This window comes from Holdemania sp. (assembly GCF_986127675.1).
In genome coordinates this window covers 1-16,721 of record NZ_CFQZWI010000067.1, presented here as the reverse complement: position 1 = coordinate 16,721, position 16,721 = coordinate 1, and the positions used below count along the sequence as shown (strand labels likewise).

The 16,721-nt window shown below is 53.1% G+C and carries 16 protein-coding genes, 1 pseudogene and 1 riboswitch; all 17 genes and pseudogenes read left to right on the top strand.

Annotation, left to right across the window (positions count from 1 at the left end):
• Positions 1-299: pseudogene (locus AC5OW4_RS10480) on the top strand (hypothetical protein); the annotation flags it as partial.
• Between the two features lie 151 nt (positions 300-450).
• Positions 451-891: a SpoVA/SpoVAEb family sporulation membrane protein gene (locus AC5OW4_RS10475; RefSeq protein ID WP_072684511.1), complete on the top strand. Its 441-nt coding sequence runs from the start codon at positions 451-453 to the stop codon at positions 889-891.
• Positions 888-1,886: a stage V sporulation protein AD gene (spoVAD, locus tag AC5OW4_RS10470; RefSeq protein ID WP_072684510.1), complete on the top strand. Its 999-nt coding sequence runs from the start codon at positions 888-890 to the stop codon at positions 1,884-1,886. The genes AC5OW4_RS10475 and spoVAD overlap by 4 nt, the downstream gene beginning before the upstream one ends.
• Complete coding sequence (gene spoVAE / locus AC5OW4_RS10465; RefSeq protein WP_020223445.1) at positions 1,883-2,236, top strand: stage V sporulation protein AE; 354 nt, start codon at positions 1,883-1,885, stop codon at positions 2,234-2,236. Before spoVAD ends, spoVAE begins: the two co-directional genes overlap by 4 nt.
• The gene (locus AC5OW4_RS10460; protein WP_072684509.1) at positions 2,233-3,597 is read left to right on the top strand and encodes a spore germination protein; all 1,365 of its coding nucleotides are present in this window, start codon (positions 2,233-2,235) and stop codon (positions 3,595-3,597) included. The genes spoVAE and AC5OW4_RS10460 overlap by 4 nt, the downstream gene beginning before the upstream one ends.
• A gap of 55 nt (positions 3,598-3,652) precedes the next feature.
• Positions 3,653-4,378, top strand: a complete 726-nt coding sequence (locus AC5OW4_RS10455; RefSeq protein WP_493676936.1) for a segregation and condensation protein A — start codon at positions 3,653-3,655, stop codon at positions 4,376-4,378.
• Between the two features lie 2 nt (positions 4,379-4,380).
• On the top strand, positions 4,381-4,923 hold the full coding sequence (gene scpB, locus AC5OW4_RS10450) for an SMC-Scp complex subunit ScpB (RefSeq protein WP_308559652.1): 543 nt from the start codon (positions 4,381-4,383) through the stop codon (positions 4,921-4,923).
• 189 nt (positions 4,924-5,112) lie between these two features.
• Positions 5,113-5,988, top strand: a complete 876-nt coding sequence (locus AC5OW4_RS10445) for a GDSL-type esterase/lipase family protein (protein WP_493676935.1) — start codon at positions 5,113-5,115, stop codon at positions 5,986-5,988.
• A complete protein-coding gene (locus AC5OW4_RS10440; RefSeq protein WP_195396937.1) occupies positions 5,957-6,304 on the top strand; it encodes a DUF4358 domain-containing protein in 348 nt (115 codons plus the stop codon). Before AC5OW4_RS10445 ends, AC5OW4_RS10440 begins: the two co-directional genes overlap by 32 nt.
• 18 nt (positions 6,305-6,322) lie before the next feature.
• Positions 6,323-8,062, top strand: a complete 1,740-nt coding sequence (locus AC5OW4_RS10435; RefSeq protein ID WP_072684504.1) for an ABC-F family ATP-binding cassette domain-containing protein — start codon at positions 6,323-6,325, stop codon at positions 8,060-8,062.
• 74 nt (positions 8,063-8,136) lie between these two features.
• Positions 8,137-8,235, top strand: a riboswitch (purine riboswitch).
• 176 nt (positions 8,236-8,411) lie between these two features.
• Complete coding sequence (gene purC, locus AC5OW4_RS10430) at positions 8,412-9,134, top strand: phosphoribosylaminoimidazolesuccinocarboxamide synthase (RefSeq protein WP_308559655.1); 723 nt, start codon at positions 8,412-8,414, stop codon at positions 9,132-9,134.
• Positions 9,131-10,534 carry an amidophosphoribosyltransferase gene (gene purF, locus AC5OW4_RS10425; protein ID WP_083538524.1) on the top strand — a complete coding sequence of 468 codons (1,404 nt, stop codon included), beginning with the start codon at positions 9,131-9,133 and terminating at the stop codon, positions 10,532-10,534. Before purC ends, purF begins: the two co-directional genes overlap by 4 nt.
• Positions 10,535-10,547: 13 nt before the next feature.
• Entirely contained in the window at positions 10,548-11,843 is a 1,296-nt protein-coding gene (gene purB, locus AC5OW4_RS10420; RefSeq protein WP_072684502.1) for an adenylosuccinate lyase, read from the top strand.
• Positions 11,844-13,450: 1,607 nt separating this feature from the next.
• Positions 13,451-13,975, top strand: coding sequence for a BclA C-terminal domain-containing protein (locus AC5OW4_RS10415; protein ID WP_493676934.1), 525 nt, complete (start codon positions 13,451-13,453; stop codon positions 13,973-13,975).
• Between the two features lie 224 nt (positions 13,976-14,199).
• Entirely contained in the window at positions 14,200-14,754 is a 555-nt protein-coding gene (locus AC5OW4_RS10410) for a hypothetical protein (RefSeq protein WP_493676933.1), read from the top strand.
• Positions 14,755-14,966: 212 nt separating this feature from the next.
• Positions 14,967-15,308: a hypothetical protein gene (locus tag AC5OW4_RS10405; RefSeq protein WP_229056866.1), complete on the top strand. Its 342-nt coding sequence runs from the start codon at positions 14,967-14,969 to the stop codon at positions 15,306-15,308.
• A gap of 102 nt (positions 15,309-15,410) precedes the next feature.
• Positions 15,411-16,493, top strand: a complete 1,083-nt coding sequence (locus tag AC5OW4_RS10400) for a glycosyltransferase family 2 protein (protein ID WP_072684500.1) — start codon at positions 15,411-15,413, stop codon at positions 16,491-16,493.
• The last annotated feature ends 228 nt before the right edge of the window (positions 16,494-16,721 follow it).

Sequence of the window (16,721 nt, the reverse complement as noted above, 5' to 3'; positions counted from 1 at the left end):
ATGCGGCGTTTGAGCATAACCGGCGGATGATGGACATGGCGCAGCTGCGCTATGAGGGTAAACGGGAAGGCTTGGCAGAAGGCATTGAGAAAGGCATCAAACAAGGTGTTGAGCAAGGCATCGAAAAGCAACGATTAGAAACCGCAAAGGAAATGCTAAGAAATCATTGTAATGATCAGCTCATCCAGCTCTGCACCAAGATCAGTCTTCAACAACTGGAACAGTTAAAAAAGGAAATCGTTTCCGGTTTCAGCCAGACTGAGGACTACTCAGAGCAATCGCACCTTGCAAGCGACTGATATCATCGAAAAGAAAATATGGCGGCGTTTGCCGCCTTTTCTATCTTTTCCTCGTTTTTAGCTGAATAAAGAAGTCTGTCGGGTTTTTGCGGTCTTGATGTTTGTTCGGGAAAATCCTGTCCATACTAGCGGATAGACAGGAGGAATCGTGATGAGTACACAAGGCTATAAAGAAGCGTCCAAGCGGACCGCGCCCAAAAAGGGAACGTTAGGCAAGGCGTTGTGGGCGTTTGTCAGCGGCGGGGTGATGGGAATCATCGGTCAGGGTCTTTTGACGATGTATCAACAGCTGCTGGGCTTAGACGCTAAGGCCGCAGCGGGTCCGATGGTCATCACCGTCGTGTTTGTCACGGCGCTGCTGACAGGACTGGGCATTTATGATAAGCTTGCGCAGAAATGCGGAGCCGGGCTGTTCATTCCAATTTCCGGCTTCGCCAACTCGCTGACAGCCTGCGCAATGGAAGGCCGCAGCGAAGGACCAATTTACGGAATCGGCAGCACAATGTTCAAGCTGGCGGGATCTGTTTTAACCTATGGCATCGCCGCGGCGTATACGCTGGGCCTGCTGCGATGGGTGGTGTCGCTGCTATGAAGACGCTGCATTTTCAATCCGTCTTTGTCGGCGGCTGCGGGACGGCGGCGGGTCCGATGGAAGCTCAGGGTCCGTTAAAGGATAAAATTGACAAGCTGTTCGACGACATTTATTGCGAAGAGAAAACCTATGAACAGGCAGAGCGGCGGCTGATGTCCGAAGCCTGCGATCATGCGCTGCGCGCGCAGGGATGCAAAACCAGCGATCTCGATCTGATCCTGGGCGGTGATCTGCTCAACCAGCTGGGGACCAGCCACTATTTCGCGCGCGATCTTGATATTCCGTTTATCGGTTTGTATGGCGCCTGTTCCAATTCCACGCTGATCGCCGCCAATGCTGCGATGTGGATCGACAGCGGTCACGCCGAACGGGTGCTGGGTCTAACCAGCTCGCACAACGCGACGGCGGAACGGCAGTTCCGCTATCCGAATGAATATGGCGTACAGAAGCCGGAAACAACGACCTACACGGTTACGGGGGCGGGCGCGATGATCTTCCAACATGAAAAGACGCCGATCCGTTTGACACAGGCCACGCTGGGCCGGATTCTCGACTGGCAGTTCACCAATCCCAATGACATGGGCAGCGCGATGGCTCCGGCGGCTTTCGATACGATTTGCCGGCATTTTGAGAACACCGGGACGAGTTTTGACGACTACGATCTGATCGTCACCGGGGATTTATCCAAAATCGGCCGAAGCATGCTGATCGATCTGTTCAAGCAAAAGGGCATGGATCCGCACGACAAGCTGATCGACTGCGGGCTTCTGATTTATGACCGCGAACATCAGGAAGTGTTCGCCGGCGGCAGCGGCTGCGCCTGCAGCGCGGTGGTGACGATCGCGTATTTGTTCGATCTGTTAAGAACCAAAGCGCTGCATAAGATCATGGTCGTCGCGACCGGCGCGCTGCTTTCGACGGTGATCGTGCAGCAGAAGGAATCGATCCCGTGCATTGCGCATGCGGTTGTATATGAAGGGACGGTCGGTGAATGATGGAATATTTTGGCGCGTTTGTTGTGTGCGGCTTAATTTGTCTGGCCGGACAGCTGATTTATGATAATACCAATCTGACGCCCGGGCACATTACAAGCTTGTTCGTTGTGCTCGGTGCGTTCCTTGACTTTTTCAATCTCTATGACAAGCTGGTCGAATTCGGCCATGCCGGCGCGCTGCTGCCGATCACCAGCTTTGGCCATTCGCTGATGCATTCCGTTATGGACGGAGTGGCGCAGCAAGGCTTATTAGGGATTCCGCTGGGGATGCTGGATCTGACGGCAGCCGGGATTACCAGCGCGATCTACTTTGCGTTTTTAGCGGCGCTGATCTTTAAGCCGAAGCTATGACCGAGAAGACCCCGTTTTCAGCGGAAGCCTGGAAGAACGTTGACTGGCTGCGGCAGGCGACCGACTGCTTCGACCTGACGATCCGTTCAGTCAACGTCAACGACCGGCAATGCCTGCTGGTGTTTGTCGGCGGGGTTACCGGTACGACTTCAATCGAACCGATCGTTGAAAGTCTGGTCTTCGACAAAGGCAATCTGGCATTCTTTCCAGCCACGGTGACGCAGGCGGGCAGTCTGGAGGATGCGCTCGACAAGATCCTGCAAGGCCAGACTTTGGTCATTCTGGAAGGCAGTGCCTATGCGTTTATCGTCGATACCCGCTCCTACCCAACCCGCGGGCCGAGCGAGCCGACGGTCGAGAAAAGTATCCGCGGCGCGCGCGATGGCTTCATTGAACATATCATGCTGGATTTGGGCATGGTGCGCCGGCGGATCCGCGATCCCAAGCTGGTGACAAAGGCTTATCAGAAGGGCAGCCGGACGAAGACCGATATCTTTGTCTTATACATCAGCGATCTGATTCATCCCTCGATCCTGCACGATTTCCAGAATCGGATCGACCATCTGCCGACCAACGCGGAGGTGACCAGCGAACGCCAGCTGTGCGAGCTGATGTATGGCCAGACGTGGAATCCTTATCCGCACGTGCGCTATACCGAGCGTCCGGATATCGCGGCGATCCATCTGCTTCAGGGTTCGTTGATCGTGCTGGTCGATAACTGTCCTTCGGCGGTTATCATGCCGACGACCTTTTTTGAACAGACCAAGCAGATCGAGGAATACACCCAGACACCTGTGATCTCGCTGGTCATGCGGGCGATCCGGCTGGCCGGGGTGTTCTGTTCGATCTATCTGCTGCCGTTGTGGATGGTGCTGGTCATGCAGCACAATCCGACGCGCCTGAACCTGCCGCTGCCGGAAATCCCCGGACCGATTACGTTTGGCGTGCAGGTCTTGATCGCGGATCTTTTGATCGAGTGGATCCGGCTCTCCCTGATTCATTCGCCGTTGATGCTTTCCAGTCTTCTGGGCATCGTCGCGGTGTTTGTGCTGGGCGACGCGCCGATTGCGTATGGCGCCTATACGCAGGAGATCCTGATTATGACGGCAATCGTCAACATCGGTAATTTTGTGACCGCCGGCTATGAGCTGTCGATGGCGAATAAGATCGTGCGCCTGGCGCTGATCGTGCTGGTTGTGATCGGCGGTTATCCGGGTTTTCTAATCGGGATCCTGATTCATCTGATTCTGCTTTTACAAACCCAGGTCGGCCCGTTTCCTTATCTCTATCCGCTCATTCCGTTTAACGCCAGGGAATTCAAACGGCTGTTCTTCGGCAACTTCACGATGGATAAGAAATAAAATCTAGTGCTGAAAGCCACTTTTTGTTATAATGAGAAACAAGAGGTGGTTTTTTGTGTCGTTTACAGTCGCTGTGAATCAGTTTGAGGGACCGCTCGATCTGATGCTGCATCTGATCAAGGAGAAGGAGCTGGATCTGTTTGATCTGGATATCCATGTCCTGACGGAACAGTATCTTTTGTATCTGAATAAGATGGAAGAAATGCATTTGGAAGTGTGCAGCGAATATCTTGTCGAACTGGCGACGCTGATCGAATACAAAAGCAAGAAGCTTTTGCCGAAGCAGGAAGCGGAACTTAACGACGCCTATGAGGAAGATCCGAAGGACCGTCTGGTCCGCCGGTTATTGGAATATCAACAGTTCAAGGAAATCAGCGAGCAGCTGAAGCAGCTGTATCTGGACCGTCAGTGTCAGTTGAGCAAGCCGGTCTCGATCGAATCGGAGGAATGGATCAAAGCCAACGACAATCAACCGATTCAAGGCAGTCCGTATGAGCTGGCAAAAGCGATGACGCGATGTCTTCGGCGGATGCAGCTGTTAAGGCCGATTGAAACGAAATATACGGCGAAGGAAATCTCCGTTGAAGACCGGATCCTGCAGATCACGGCGCGGCTGGCGGATTTGCCGGAAACGTTCAGCTTTGAACGCTTGCTGGAAGACTGTCATGAAATTCATGAAACGATCGTCACATTTCTGGCGATTCTGGATATGGCGCATTCGCATCAGTTGTATTTTACAGTGGATGATGCGGATACGATCTGGTTTAGGAGGGGGGCTTAATCATGGAAAATCAGGCGATGACAATCGTCGAGGGCTTGTTGTTTATCGTTGGCGACGAAGGGCTGACGCTGCCGCAGTGCGCGGCAGTGCTGGATGTCAGCGAAATCGAGGCGCGGCTGGTGCTGGAGGATTTGCAGCGGATGTATGCGGATGATCAGCGGGGGATCGAGGTTGTCGATTATGGCGGAGTGTTCAAATTTGTCTCCAAAGCTTCGATTCATCCCTATGCGCAGAAGCTGTTTGCGAATGCCAAGAGTACGGCCCTTTCTCAATCAGCGCTGGAAACCCTGGCAATCGTTGCCTACAAGCAGCCGATCACCCGCGTGGAAATCGAAGAAATCCGCGGCGTGGGCTGTGATATGATGCTGCGCAAGCTGCAGGCGCGGGGGCTGATTCGGGAAGCGGGACGTTCGGAAGCTCCGGGACGGCCGATTTTGTTTGAGGTAACGGAGGAATTTATGGACAGCTTCAAGCTGGTCAGTCTGAACGAGCTGCCGGAACTGCCGGATTATACGGAAAGCGAAAGCGAGGATCTGTTTGAATAGATCCTTTTTTCATCTTTAAACCTTTTTAGTTTAAACCGTGCCGTTTTCGCAGCTTGAAATTAAACTGCCGGAAAATCACCTCGAAAAATCTTTCCTTTTGGGAAAATCAGGCGAATTCAACATTCTTTCATGAAAGAGGAATTGCACTTCGGTCAAAAGGTTGTAAAATAAAGAAGGCAGGTGAATGCGATGAAAAAAAGCTTAGGTTTGCTCCTGTCGTTCTGTTTGGCCGGCTGCGCTGGTCAGCCGGTGGATTCTTCCGCCCTTATGAAGGAAAACACGACGCCGAAAGGGTGTCTTTGTTATAGAACCATCACGGATTTTGATTACAGCCAGCCACTGGCTGAAACCGCGCCGGTCTCGGACGACTTCTTTTCCGACACTGCGTTTTTAGGCGATTCGCGGGCTGTCGGCGTTTTTGACTACGAGGTTTTTCCGCAGTCGGACGTGCTGGCGTCGATCGGCTTGTCGATCAATCAGTGGCAGATCAAAAAGGTGATCGGGGAAGGAAAAGAGAAACAGACCGTATGGGAGGCTCTGGAGAATAAAACTTACCGGCGGTTGGTTCTGATCGTCGGCTACAATGAACTGGGGTGGGAATACAGCTCGGTTTTTAAACAGAAACTGGGCAGTTTGATCGACGGATTGCGCGAAGTCCAGCCGGACGCTACGCTGCTGCTTCAGAAAATTTATCCCTGCAGCGCCAAGGGCTATGCCCGGGAAAAAGACGTCGCGCCCGAAAGAATCGCCGAATATAACGCGATCTTCACTGAGCTGGCACAGGAAAAGCAGATCTATCTGCTTGATCCGGCCCCGCTGCTGATGGATGAAAACGGCGAGCTGCGGGAAGAACTGACGGCCGACGGCGTGCATTTGAACACCGAAGGGTTCGCCATCTATAAGGACTATATGAAAACGCATGTGGAGGAAGGAAAGAACAATGAAAAAATGGAGTGTATTGATCTTGACGGCGCTGATGATCACAGGCTGTCAAAGCCCGGCCAAGCCGAACGCGAAGAGCGTGGCGGAAGTGATGGAACAGCTGAGCCGGAAAGCGGATCCTGAACAAACGCTGGTCGACGTCGACGCCGATCAGATCGACGCGTTTTATTTCTTCGCTCCGGACGAAGTGCTCGATCAAAAGATGAAAATGGCGGCGGATACCCGCGCTGATCAGATCGCGGTGTTCGAGGTCAGCCATCCCGACGAAGCGCGGAAAGTGATCGAATCCAGTTTAGCGGCAATGCAGCAGCAGAATGCCAACTACTTCCCGGAAGAAGCGGCGAAGTTGGAAAAGGCTTGTATTTTAAACGAGGGCGCGGTGTTTGCGGTCGTCGTCGGCGAACAGGCTGATGCGGTGTGCAGCGCAGGTCTGGAATAAAGAAGGGAGGCGGAGCGATTGATTTGTTCGGCAGACAATCTGGTTAAAAATTACGGCGCGGATCCGGTTCTGGATCATGTCAGCCTGGTTATCAATGAAAAAGAAAAATGGGGCATCGTTGGTGTTAACGGGGCTGGGAAATCAACGCTGCTGCGTTTGATCGCCGGGCTGGAAGCGCCGGATGACGGAACGGTCACGCTGGTGCCGGGCAAAAGGATTTCCTGTCTGGTACAGCAGCCGCAGCTGGATCCGGAGAAAACCGTCTTGGAAACCGTGCTGGAGAGCGCGGAGAAAAAAGATGAGGTTCAGGAATATGAAGCCAAGTCGATCCTGACCCAGTTAAAAATGAACGACATGAGTCAGAAGGTGGGCACGTGTTCCGGCGGTCAGCGCCGCCGTGTGGCGCTGGCCTGCGCCTTGATCCGGCCGTGCGACCTGTTGATCCTGGACGAGCCGACCAACCATCTTGATCAACAGATGATTCTGTGGCTGGAAAAGCGGCTGATCAAGTCGAATAAAGCGATGCTGATGGTCACGCATGACCGTTATTTCCTCGACCGTGTCACCAATGCGATCTTGGAGGTGGAGGCTGGACATGTTTATGCCTATCAGACAAATTATTCCGGCTTTCTGCAGCTGAAAGCGCAGCGTGAGGAAATGGCCCGGGCCAGCGAGCGCAAGCGGCTGGCGTATCTGCGCAAAGAAGCCCAGTGGATTCAGCGCGGGGCGATGGCCCGTTCAACCAAAAGCCGGGAGCGTATCGAACGTTTTGAAAAGCTTAGCGCGATTGAACGGATTCAGGATCCTGATCAGCTCAAGCTCGGCTCGCTGAGTTCCCGATTGGGCAATACGACGATCGAGATCTGCAATCTGTCCAAGGCGATCAATGGTCAGCCGCTGATCACGGATTTCAGCTACATTGTCCGCCGGCATGAGCGCTTAGGCATTATCGGCCCTAACGGCTGCGGAAAAAGCACGCTGATGAAGCTGCTTGCAGGTCAGCTGCAGCCCGACGCCGGGAAAATCATCGTCGGCGAAACAGTGCGGATCGGCTATTTTTCCCAGGAGCTGGAGGAAATGGATCCCGATCAGCGGATCATTGATTATGTCCGTTCGATCGGCGAGGTGATCGACACGCCGGACGGGCAGGTGAGCGCTTCGCAGATGCTGCAGCGATTCTTATTTGATCCGAAGCAGCAATGGCAGCCGATCGGCAAATGCTCCGGCGGTCAGAAACGCCGGCTGGGCTTATTGGGGATTCTGATGAAAGCGCCGAACGTTCTGCTTTTGGACGAACCGACTAACGATCTGGATATTCCGACACTGATGCTTCTGGAAGAATATCTCGACGATTTCGGCGGGGCGGTGCTTTCCGTCAGTCATGATCGCTATTTCCTCGACCGCACCTGCGACCGGTTGTTGATCTACGAAGGCCAGGGACGGCTGAGCTTCAGCAACCTGAGCTATACCGATTATCTGGAGCAGCAGACGGAAGCGGAACAGGCTAAGCCGCGGGAAACGACGGTCCGCGTCAAGCCGAAAGTCAACCGGCTGACCTATATGGAAAAGAAAGAGCTGGAGGAAATTGAAGCCCGGCTGCCGGTGCTGGAACAGGAAATTCAGGCGCTGGACGTCAAGCTGGGGCAGACGGCAGACTATGCTCAGCTCAAGACGTTGGGCGAGCAGCGGGAGGCGGCGGAAAGCGAGCTGGAAAGCAAAACTGAGCGGTGGATGGAGCTGAGTGAAAAACTATCCTGAAATCCTTAAAAAAAAGCTTAAAAAATCATTGTCAAGCAAGGGGAAGAAGTGTATTATATACCTGTAAATCTGATAGCAGTCAGGTTTGCATTACTTGTATAGGTGTCAAATTTCGGCTGACACGTATCTACCCACTGGCCTATGTGTGGACTACAAGTAACCTTTTCCCCCATTTTTATAAATGAGCAGTCAAGGTGAATGCCGAGGTTGACCCTAAAGGAGGAACTCTTTATGAAGAAAGGACCGAATCAGGCGCAGACTTCATTTTAGGAGTTTTTCAGTGCATATTGTGGATACAATATGTTTTTTATTTTGGCGAGGGTAATTGAGAGAAAAGGAAGGATATTGCATGGAAAAGCAGGAAATGATGTACGAAGGCAAGGCCAAGCAGGTCTATGCTACCGATGATCCAGAGCGGGTGATCATCCATTACAAGGATGACGCGACAGCGTTTAACGGATTGAAGAAGGACAGCATCAGCAACAAAGGCGTGCTCAACAACAAAATCACGACGATCTTGTTTCGCGAACTGAATCACCGTGGAATTGCGACGCATTGGGTAGAAACGCTGAACGATCGGGATCAGCTGTGTAAGAAAGTCAGTATCGTTCCGCTGGAAGTCATCGTCCGCAACGTCGTTGCCGGAAGTATGGCAAAGAAATTTGGAATTGAAGAGGGGACTGTGCTGAAAACGCCGGTCTATGAAATCTGTTATAAAAACGACGAGCTGGGTGATCCGATGATCAACGATACCCATGCCGTCGGTCTGGGTTTTGCGACGCGCGGGGAGCTGGACCAGATCTATGCGATCACCGCGCAGGTCAACGAAGTTCTGAAAGAAATTTTCGATCAGATCAACGTCCGCTTGATCGACTTCAAACTGGAATTCGGCAAGGACAGCGAAGGACGGATATTGCTGGCGGATGAAATTTCGCCGGATACCTGCCGGTTCTGGGAAAAAGGCACGGACAGAAAACTGGATAAGGATCGTTTCAGAAGAGATATGAGCGACGTCATCGGCGCTTATGAGGAGATATACGGCCGTTTGAGCCAGTGGGTGAAGACAAAATGAAAATGGAAAACGAATATTTTTTAAACGGTAAGATTCATGAGGAATGCGGCGTGTTCGGCGTATATCATGTCAGCTCGGCCGCCTCGCTGTCCTACTTTGGCCTGCACGCGCTGCAGCATCGCGGTCAGGAAGCGGCCGGGATTGCGACCAGCGACGGACAGAACATCAAGTGCATCAAGGGCAAGGGCCTGATCACGGAAGTGTTCAACACTGAAACGATCAACAAGATGGACGGCATCCATGCGATCGGCCATGTCCGGTATTCGACCGACGGCGGCAATGAGATCGAAAACGTGCAGCCGATCATGGTCCGCGCACATACCGGGCATTTCGGGGCCGTGCATAACGGGCAGATTGTCAACGCCAGCGAATTGAAAGAAGAACTGGAAAATCTGGGCAGCATCTTCCAGGGCAGCAGTGACAGCGAGATCATGCTGCATCTGATCCAGCGGGAAGCGGGAACGTTCGTTGAGAAGATCATGGGCGCCTGCCGCAAGATGGAAGGGGCGTTCGCTTTCATCATCATGACCAAGGACTGCATGTATGCGGTCCGCGACAAGAACGGTCTGCGGCCGCTGTCGCTGGCATTCCTTGAGGATGGCTACTGCATCAGCTCGGAAACCTGCGCGTTTGATATCGTCGGCGCGAAATTCATCCGCGATATCGAACCGGGCGAAGTCGTAAGAATCGCCAGCGACGGCGTTAAGAGCTTTCATTATACAGATCAAGTTCAGCACAAAATGTGCGCGATGGAATACATTTATTTCGCCCGTCCGGACAGCAGCATCGAGGGCATCAACGTCCATACCAGCCGCCGTCACGCAGGGATGCTTCTGGCCAAGAGCGATGACGTCGAAGCGGATATCGTCATCGGTGTGCCGGATTCCAGCCTCTCGGCCGCGATCGGCTACAGCGAAGCCAGCGGTCTTCCGTATGAAATCGGTTTGATCAAAAACCGGTATGTCGGCCGGACCTTCATTCAGCCGACCCAGAAACAACGTGAACGCGGCGTGCGCATGAAACTGAGTGCGATCAGCAGCATCGTCAGCGGCAAGCGTGTCGTCATGGTCGACGATTCGATCGTGCGCGGTACGACATCCCGCCGGATTGTCCAGCTGTTAAAGGATGCCGGGGCAACGGAAGTGCATGTGCGGATCGCCTCCGCGCCTTTCAGCAGTCCATGCTTCTACGGCGTCGACACTTCGACGTATGAAGAATTGATCAGCGCACGGATGAATGTGGACGAGCTGTGTACTTACATCAATGCCGATTCGCTGAAATTCATGACGATTGAACAGATGCGCGAGGCCATCCCGACGCGGGATCTGTGCGTCTCATGCTTCAGCGGCCAGTATCCGACCGCGCTGTTCAGTTTCCAAAAAGTGATTAAACAGAAATAAAAGGAGGAGTGTTATGTTAGACCGTTATTCCCGTCCTGAAATGCGGGCGATCTGGAATGAGGAGAGCAAGTTCGGCGCGTGGCTGAAAGTCGAGCTGCTGGCATGCGAGGCCTGGAGTCAGCTGGGTGAAATCCCGGCGGAGGACGTAGCGAAGCTGTGGCAGAACGCCTCGTTTGACATCGACCGGATCTATGAAATTGAAAGTGAAACCAAACATGACGTCGTGGCGTTTACCCGGGCGGTTTCCGAATCGCTGGGTGAGGAACGGAAGTGGGTACATTACGGGCTGACCTCCACCGACGTCGTCGACACCGCTTATGGCTATCTGTATAAACAGGCCAATGAAATTCTGCGGAAAGATCTGCATCGGTTTCAGGATGTTCTGAAGGAAAAAGCGCTGCGATATAAGGATACGATCATGATGGGCCGAACCCATGGCGTCCATGCGGAAATTACGACTTTCGGCTTGAAATTCGCGCTCTGGTTTGAAGAAATGAACCGCAACCTGCAGCGGTTTGAGGAAGCGGCGGCAATGGTGGAAACCGGGAAGATTTCCGGCGCCGTCGGTACGTTTGCCAACACCCCGCCGTTCGTTCAGGATTATGTCTGTGAAAAGCTGGGGATTCATTCGGCGAAAATTTCGACACAGGTGCTGCAGCGCGATCGGCATGCGCAGTATTTTGCGACGCTGGCTCTGATCGCAACCTCGATCGAGAAAATGGCGACGGAGATCCGGCATTTGCAGCGCACGGAAGTTCGTGAAGTAGAGGAATACTTCAACAAGGGACAGAAGGGCTCCAGTGCGATGCCGCATAAGCACAATCCGATCGGTTCGGAAAACATGTGCGGCTGTGCCCGGATTTTACGCGGTTACATGATCAGCAGCTACGAGGATGTCGCATTGTGGCATGAGCGGGATATCTCGCATTCCAGCGCCGAGCGGATCATCGCGCCGGATGCAACGGAACTGCTCGACTACATGCTCAACCGGTTTACGCGGATCATTGACACGCTGACGGTGTTTGAAGACAACATGCGCGAGAACATTTATAAGACCTACGGCGTGATCTTCTCACAGCGGTTTATGCTGACGTTGATTGAAAAGGGAATGTCGCGGGAGGAGGCTTATGACCTGGTCCAGCCGAACGCGAATAAATCCTGGAATGAGAAAATTGATTTTCGTTCGTTAATGGAAGCGGAACCGCGGGTAACGGCGTTGTTAAGCAAGGCTGAAATTGACGACTGCTTCAATCCGGCCTATCATCTGAAACATGTCGATGATATTTTCAAACGTGTCGGTCTGCTTTAAGCTTGTAGTGAAAATGAATTGAATTTGAAACCTGGATCTTGAAAACAGAGAATCCAGGTTTTTTTATACTCTGTCCCCTGCGCGCAGCTGCAGAGTTTAAAGTGTTGGTAAATCCTCTCCAATATAGAAAGGAGGCCCGACAGCCAGCGGCAATATAGAGAAAAAATTGTCAGATCAATGACGGAAGCCGTTTATTGTAGACAACATGGAAAAAGTAAATTCCATCCTTATCGTTTTAAAATATCAAGCAGATTTACCCGCAACAAACTGAAGGTGGATGCAGGAAAGCTTATAAGCATGTGGTTATGTCTGCGAAATAAACTGAATATTTTTCATAGGGAATGAACCTGCGTTTTTAGCCTAAATCGGCACACTGTTAGAAAAAAGATATCGAATTTCCAGCTTCGGCTGGGCCGGCGTCAAAGGAACGGGAAAGAATTGCCATAGTATGGGTTGAATGAGAACTCTCATTCTGAAAGCAGGTGAAGATGATGAACGATGATCGAAGACATTATGCCTCAAGCCCAATCGACTGGCAGGAGGAAGAAGATGCTCGTTCCTGCCGTCCGCCGCGTCCGGGGTGCTGCTGCACCGGCCCAACCGGTCCGCAAGGTCCGCGAGGCTGTCGTGGCGAACAGGGCCCGATGGGTCCGCGGGGCTGTCCGGGTCCCCAGGGTCCGCAGGGCCCTCGTGGCTGCCGGGGACCAGAAGGTCCGCAAGGTGAACCTGGGCCAATCGGTCCTCAAGGGGTAACCGGAGCCCGAGGTCCGATCGGTCCGCGGGGATATCCGGGTCCTCAGGGTCCGCGAGGATTTACCGGGGCAACCGGTCCGACAGGGCCGCAAGGTCCAATGGGAAATCCGGGAATTCAGGGGCCTGTGGGTCCAACCGGTCCAACCGGAGCCGCCGGAGCCACGGGTCCGCAAGGCCCGCAGGGAATTCAAGGCCCGATGGGAAATACCGGAGCTCAAGGCCCGCAAGGACCACAAGGTCCTCAGGGTCTCGCAGGCGTTACCGGTGCGACAGGTCCAACCGGCCCAATCGGCCCGACGGGGGCAACCGGTCCGCAAGGTCCGCAAGGGTTTGCCGGCGTTACCGGTGCCACGGGTCCGCAAGGCGTCGCAGGTCCTGTTGGCGCCACCGGTCCGCAGGGACCACAAGGATTTATTGGCGTCACCGGTCCGATCGGTCCAATCGGCCCAACGGGTCCGACTGGCGCTACGGGAGCTACTGGCGTGACAGGTCCTTCTGGTATTCAAGGTATTACAGGGCCGACGGGACCAACCGGTCCAATCGGCCCAACGGGTCCGACCGGTGCTACGGGAGCCACAGGTGCTACGGGTCCTTCAGGTATTCAAGGCATCACCGGTCCGACGGGCCCAATCGGTCCAACTGGGGCCACTGGCAATATCGGAGCCGGCGGTGCGACAGGCGCTACGGGTCCAATCGGCCCTACAGGTCCAACCGGTGCGACGGGTCCAACGGGTCCGACTGGCGCTACGGGAGCTACAGGCGCAACTGGAGCTACCGGTGCAACTGGCGCTGATGGTGCTCAGGGATTAGCAGGAGAACCTGGTCCAATCGGTCCAACGGGCGCAGATGGGGCGATGGGTCCAACCGGTCCAACTGGGGCCGATGGGGAAATGGGTCCAACCGGTCCAACGGGTGCCACCGGTGCAGGCGGGGGCGGCGGTCTGCTTTATTATGGCGGACGCTATAACAAGACGGAACAGACATTATTCTTAAATCCGAATGTGCCTGAAAGAATTCCGCTCCCTCTGCTGATGCCGATCAATGGTGTGGGAACCGGAATGGCGGATAGCTTAACAATCGAACATTCAGGTATTTATGAGATCAACTATATGTTCAATGGCTCTTCTTCTTTAGGTACTGAAGTTTCGCTTGAAGTAAGACGAAATGGAGCTCCGATTGACAGTACGGAGGTAACGCATTTATTGGCTGTTGGGGTAGAATCCATTTATTCTGGCAGCGTCATTGAGCAACTGTTTGCCGGGGATGTCCTGGAACTGATCGTTTATGCGCCTTATGCTTTAAATTTGACGCTGGGCGTTGGCGTAGCGGCGACGTTAACCGTAAAGAAACTGGATTTGGACTTTGTAGAAGAAGAATAAATAATAAGTTTTGAGTATCGTTAAGCTTTTGCTTGAAGAATAAAACGGGAAGATAAATTTGATTTCAGGTGCTTTATAAACAACCGGTCTGTCAGCCTTCACTGACAGCCGGCTGTTTTTTTGAAAAAACAGATTTGTGTTAGGCTGACACAAAGCCGGTTCCGCATTAAAAACATAGAATGACGGTGATCGAAAGAAGGTGACGCAAATGAAAAACAGAGATTATGCTTCATCTCTGGATTGGGATAATCAGAATCATTCTTGCGAATGTTCCGGCTGCTGCCCGGGGCCTCGAGGACCTAGGGGGCCGCGGGGATGTCCGGGTCCCGTCGGTCCGCGCGGTGAACGTGGACCGCAGGGATATCCGGGAATGCCGGGACCGGAAGGAGAAAGAGGTCCAGCCGGTCCGCAGGGAGAACAAGGTATTCCGGGAAGACCGGGACCTGCAGGTCCTCAAGGCCCTCTTGGCCCACAGGGTATTCCCGGCCCGACAGGCCCTCAGGGGATACAAGGGCTTATCGGGGCAACAGGACCGACTGGCAATCCCGGACCGCAGGGAATTCCTGGCCCGACAGGCCCTCAAGGGATACAAGGACTTACCGGGGCAACAGGACCAACAGGGAATCCCGGACCGCAGGGAATTCCTGGCCAAGCCGGTGCAATGGGAAATACAGGCCCGACGGGTCCTCAAGGCAATCCAGGGCCTGTCGGTCTACCCGGCCCAACGGGTCCTGCCGGTCCTCAGGGTATTCAGGGACCGATGGGCAATCCTGGAATAACGGGTCCTCAAGGTCTCTCCGGAGTAACGGGAGCGACGGGGCCGACAGGTCCTCAGGGAATACCAGGTCCCACAGGACCAACAGGGGCTCCCGGCGAAACTGGCGCAACCGGAAATCCTGGCCCTACTGGTCCGGCAGGGCCTATTCCCGATGATATTTTTGCTTCGTTTGTAAACTTCGGTGCGCAGTTTGCTAACGGTGCGCTGATTCCAATGAGTCAGTCGATCGCGGATCCGACCGGCAATATTACGTTGAGCGAACCGACACGGGTGACGCTGGCCGCCGGTTTTTATAAAATTGATTATCAAGTTTCAGCGTTGACGATGGCGCCGACTTTTATCCAGGTAACTCCGTTTTATAACAATGCGGCACACATTGAATTCGGTATTTATTTTATGACGGCCCTCGAACGATCCAGTGCCTTCGGCGCGGTATCCATGATCATCGACGTCCCGGCCTCAACTTCATTTACGCTGACGTTCAACGCTGCCCAAACCGTCACGGAATGCACGCTGACAATGACCATTGTAAAATTACGCAGAACTCAAAGCTGACGCACAAAGGCCGACACCCCTTGTCCGTTGCGTTCATGTTGAACCACAACGCGCTGCGAATGACATGGGGTAGGAGAGTGAGAATGGAAAAGGAGATCAGGTATGATTACAATCAGTTTGTGTATGATCGTTAAAAATGAAGAAGACGTTTTGGATCGCTGTTTAAGCAGCGTTGCAAAAGCCGTGGATGAAATGATTATTGTGGATACAGGCTCGACCGATCAAACCCGTGCGATTGCCGCTCGTCATCAGGCTGAAATTTATGATTTTCCCTGGATAGATGATTTTGCGGCAGCCCGGAATTATTCCTTTGATCAGGCCAGTCAGGATTTTATTCTCTGGCTGGATGCGGATGACATCGTGCCTGCGGATCAGCTTGAAAAACTGCTTGCGCTGAAACAAACGCTGGACGAGCGCTGCGATATGGTCGTCATGCAGTATCGGACAGCCTTTGACAGTGAAGGCCGGCCCACGTTCAGCTTTCCTCGGGAACGCCTGATCCGGCGCGGCGCACATCTGCGTTGGCAAGGCGCGGTGCATGAAACAATCCCCTTTGTTCCTCGTCGTTATGTCAGTGATATCGCCATCGAACATCATAAGGTGCATTGTGCAGATCCGCAGCGTAATCTGCGGATTTTGGAAAAATTAAAACAGGCGGGCACGTTGGATATCCGCCAGCGGTACTATTACGCGCGGGAACTGGCTGATCATCAGCGCTATGAAGAAGCTTTGGCAGAATACGAAATGTTCCTGAACGATCCTGCCGGCTGGTCAGAAAATAAGATTGACGCCTGTTTGAGCATGGCCCGCTGCTGGCACGCCTTAAAGCAAAGGCAAAAAGAATTTTCAAGTCTGATCCAGGCCCTGCGTTATGCACCTCCGCGCGGAGAAATCTGCTGCGGACTGGGACGTTATTTCTATCTGGAAAAAAATTGGGAATGTGCTGTTTTCTGGTACAAGCTGGCAACAACACTACCTTTGCCCTTGGATCGGGGTGGTTTTGTGAATCTCGACTGCTATGGCTATATTCCCTGGATCTGGCTGTGCTGCTGCTATGATCAGATGCAGAAATGGGATGAAGCCTGGCAGGCTAACGAGAAGGCGGGCGCCCTGAAGCCAGCCGACGCTTCTTATCTGCATAATCGCGCCTACCTGAATCATAAGCGGGGAATGGGCCAATCCTGAAAGTCAGCGGGAAATCAATTTTAGATCAACCTCGGTTCTTTTGTGAACGGAGGTTTTTCTTGCGAAACACAAAAAATCTCTTCGGTGCAGTCGTTTTATTATTCCACAGCTTTCAACTTGTGAAAGTCTGCGCTATATCTGCGCAAGGTAAGTAAAAGTTACCGAAATTGTTCGGAAGATTAAGAAAAGAGAGTAGAAATTGAACGCGTAAATGACTATAAAGATCGG

Bases quoted from the DNA above. Each gene is read 5' to 3' on its own strand.
- AC5OW4_RS10475 (WP_072684511.1), top strand. From the start codon at position 451: ATGAGTACACAAGGCTATAAAGAAGCGTCCAAGCGGACCGCGCCCAAA.
- spoVAD (WP_072684510.1), top strand. From the start codon at position 888: ATGAAGACGCTGCATTTTCAATCCGTCTTTGTCGGCGGCTGCGGGACG.
- spoVAE (WP_020223445.1), top strand. From the start codon at position 1,883: ATGATGGAATATTTTGGCGCGTTTGTTGTGTGCGGCTTAATTTGTCTG.
- AC5OW4_RS10460 (WP_072684509.1), top strand. From the start codon at position 2,233: ATGACCGAGAAGACCCCGTTTTCAGCGGAAGCCTGGAAGAACGTTGAC.
- scpB (WP_308559652.1), top strand. From the start codon at position 4,381: ATGGAAAATCAGGCGATGACAATCGTCGAGGGCTTGTTGTTTATCGTT.
- AC5OW4_RS10445 (WP_493676935.1), top strand. From the start codon at position 5,113: ATGAAAAAAAGCTTAGGTTTGCTCCTGTCGTTCTGTTTGGCCGGCTGC.
- AC5OW4_RS10440 (WP_195396937.1), top strand. From the start codon at position 5,957: ATGGAACAGCTGAGCCGGAAAGCGGATCCTGAACAAACGCTGGTCGAC.
- purC (WP_308559655.1), top strand. From the start codon at position 8,412: ATGGAAAAGCAGGAAATGATGTACGAAGGCAAGGCCAAGCAGGTCTAT.
- purF (WP_083538524.1), top strand. From the start codon at position 9,131: ATGAAAATGGAAAACGAATATTTTTTAAACGGTAAGATTCATGAGGAA.
- purB (WP_072684502.1), top strand. From the start codon at position 10,548: ATGTTAGACCGTTATTCCCGTCCTGAAATGCGGGCGATCTGGAATGAG.
- AC5OW4_RS10415 (WP_493676934.1), top strand. From the start codon at position 13,451: ATGGGTCCAACCGGTCCAACTGGGGCCGATGGGGAAATGGGTCCAACC.
- AC5OW4_RS10410 (WP_493676933.1), top strand. From the start codon at position 14,200: ATGCTTCATCTCTGGATTGGGATAATCAGAATCATTCTTGCGAATGTT.
- AC5OW4_RS10405 (WP_229056866.1), top strand. From the start codon at position 14,967: ATGAGTCAGTCGATCGCGGATCCGACCGGCAATATTACGTTGAGCGAA.
- AC5OW4_RS10400 (WP_072684500.1), top strand. From the start codon at position 15,411: ATGATTACAATCAGTTTGTGTATGATCGTTAAAAATGAAGAAGACGTT.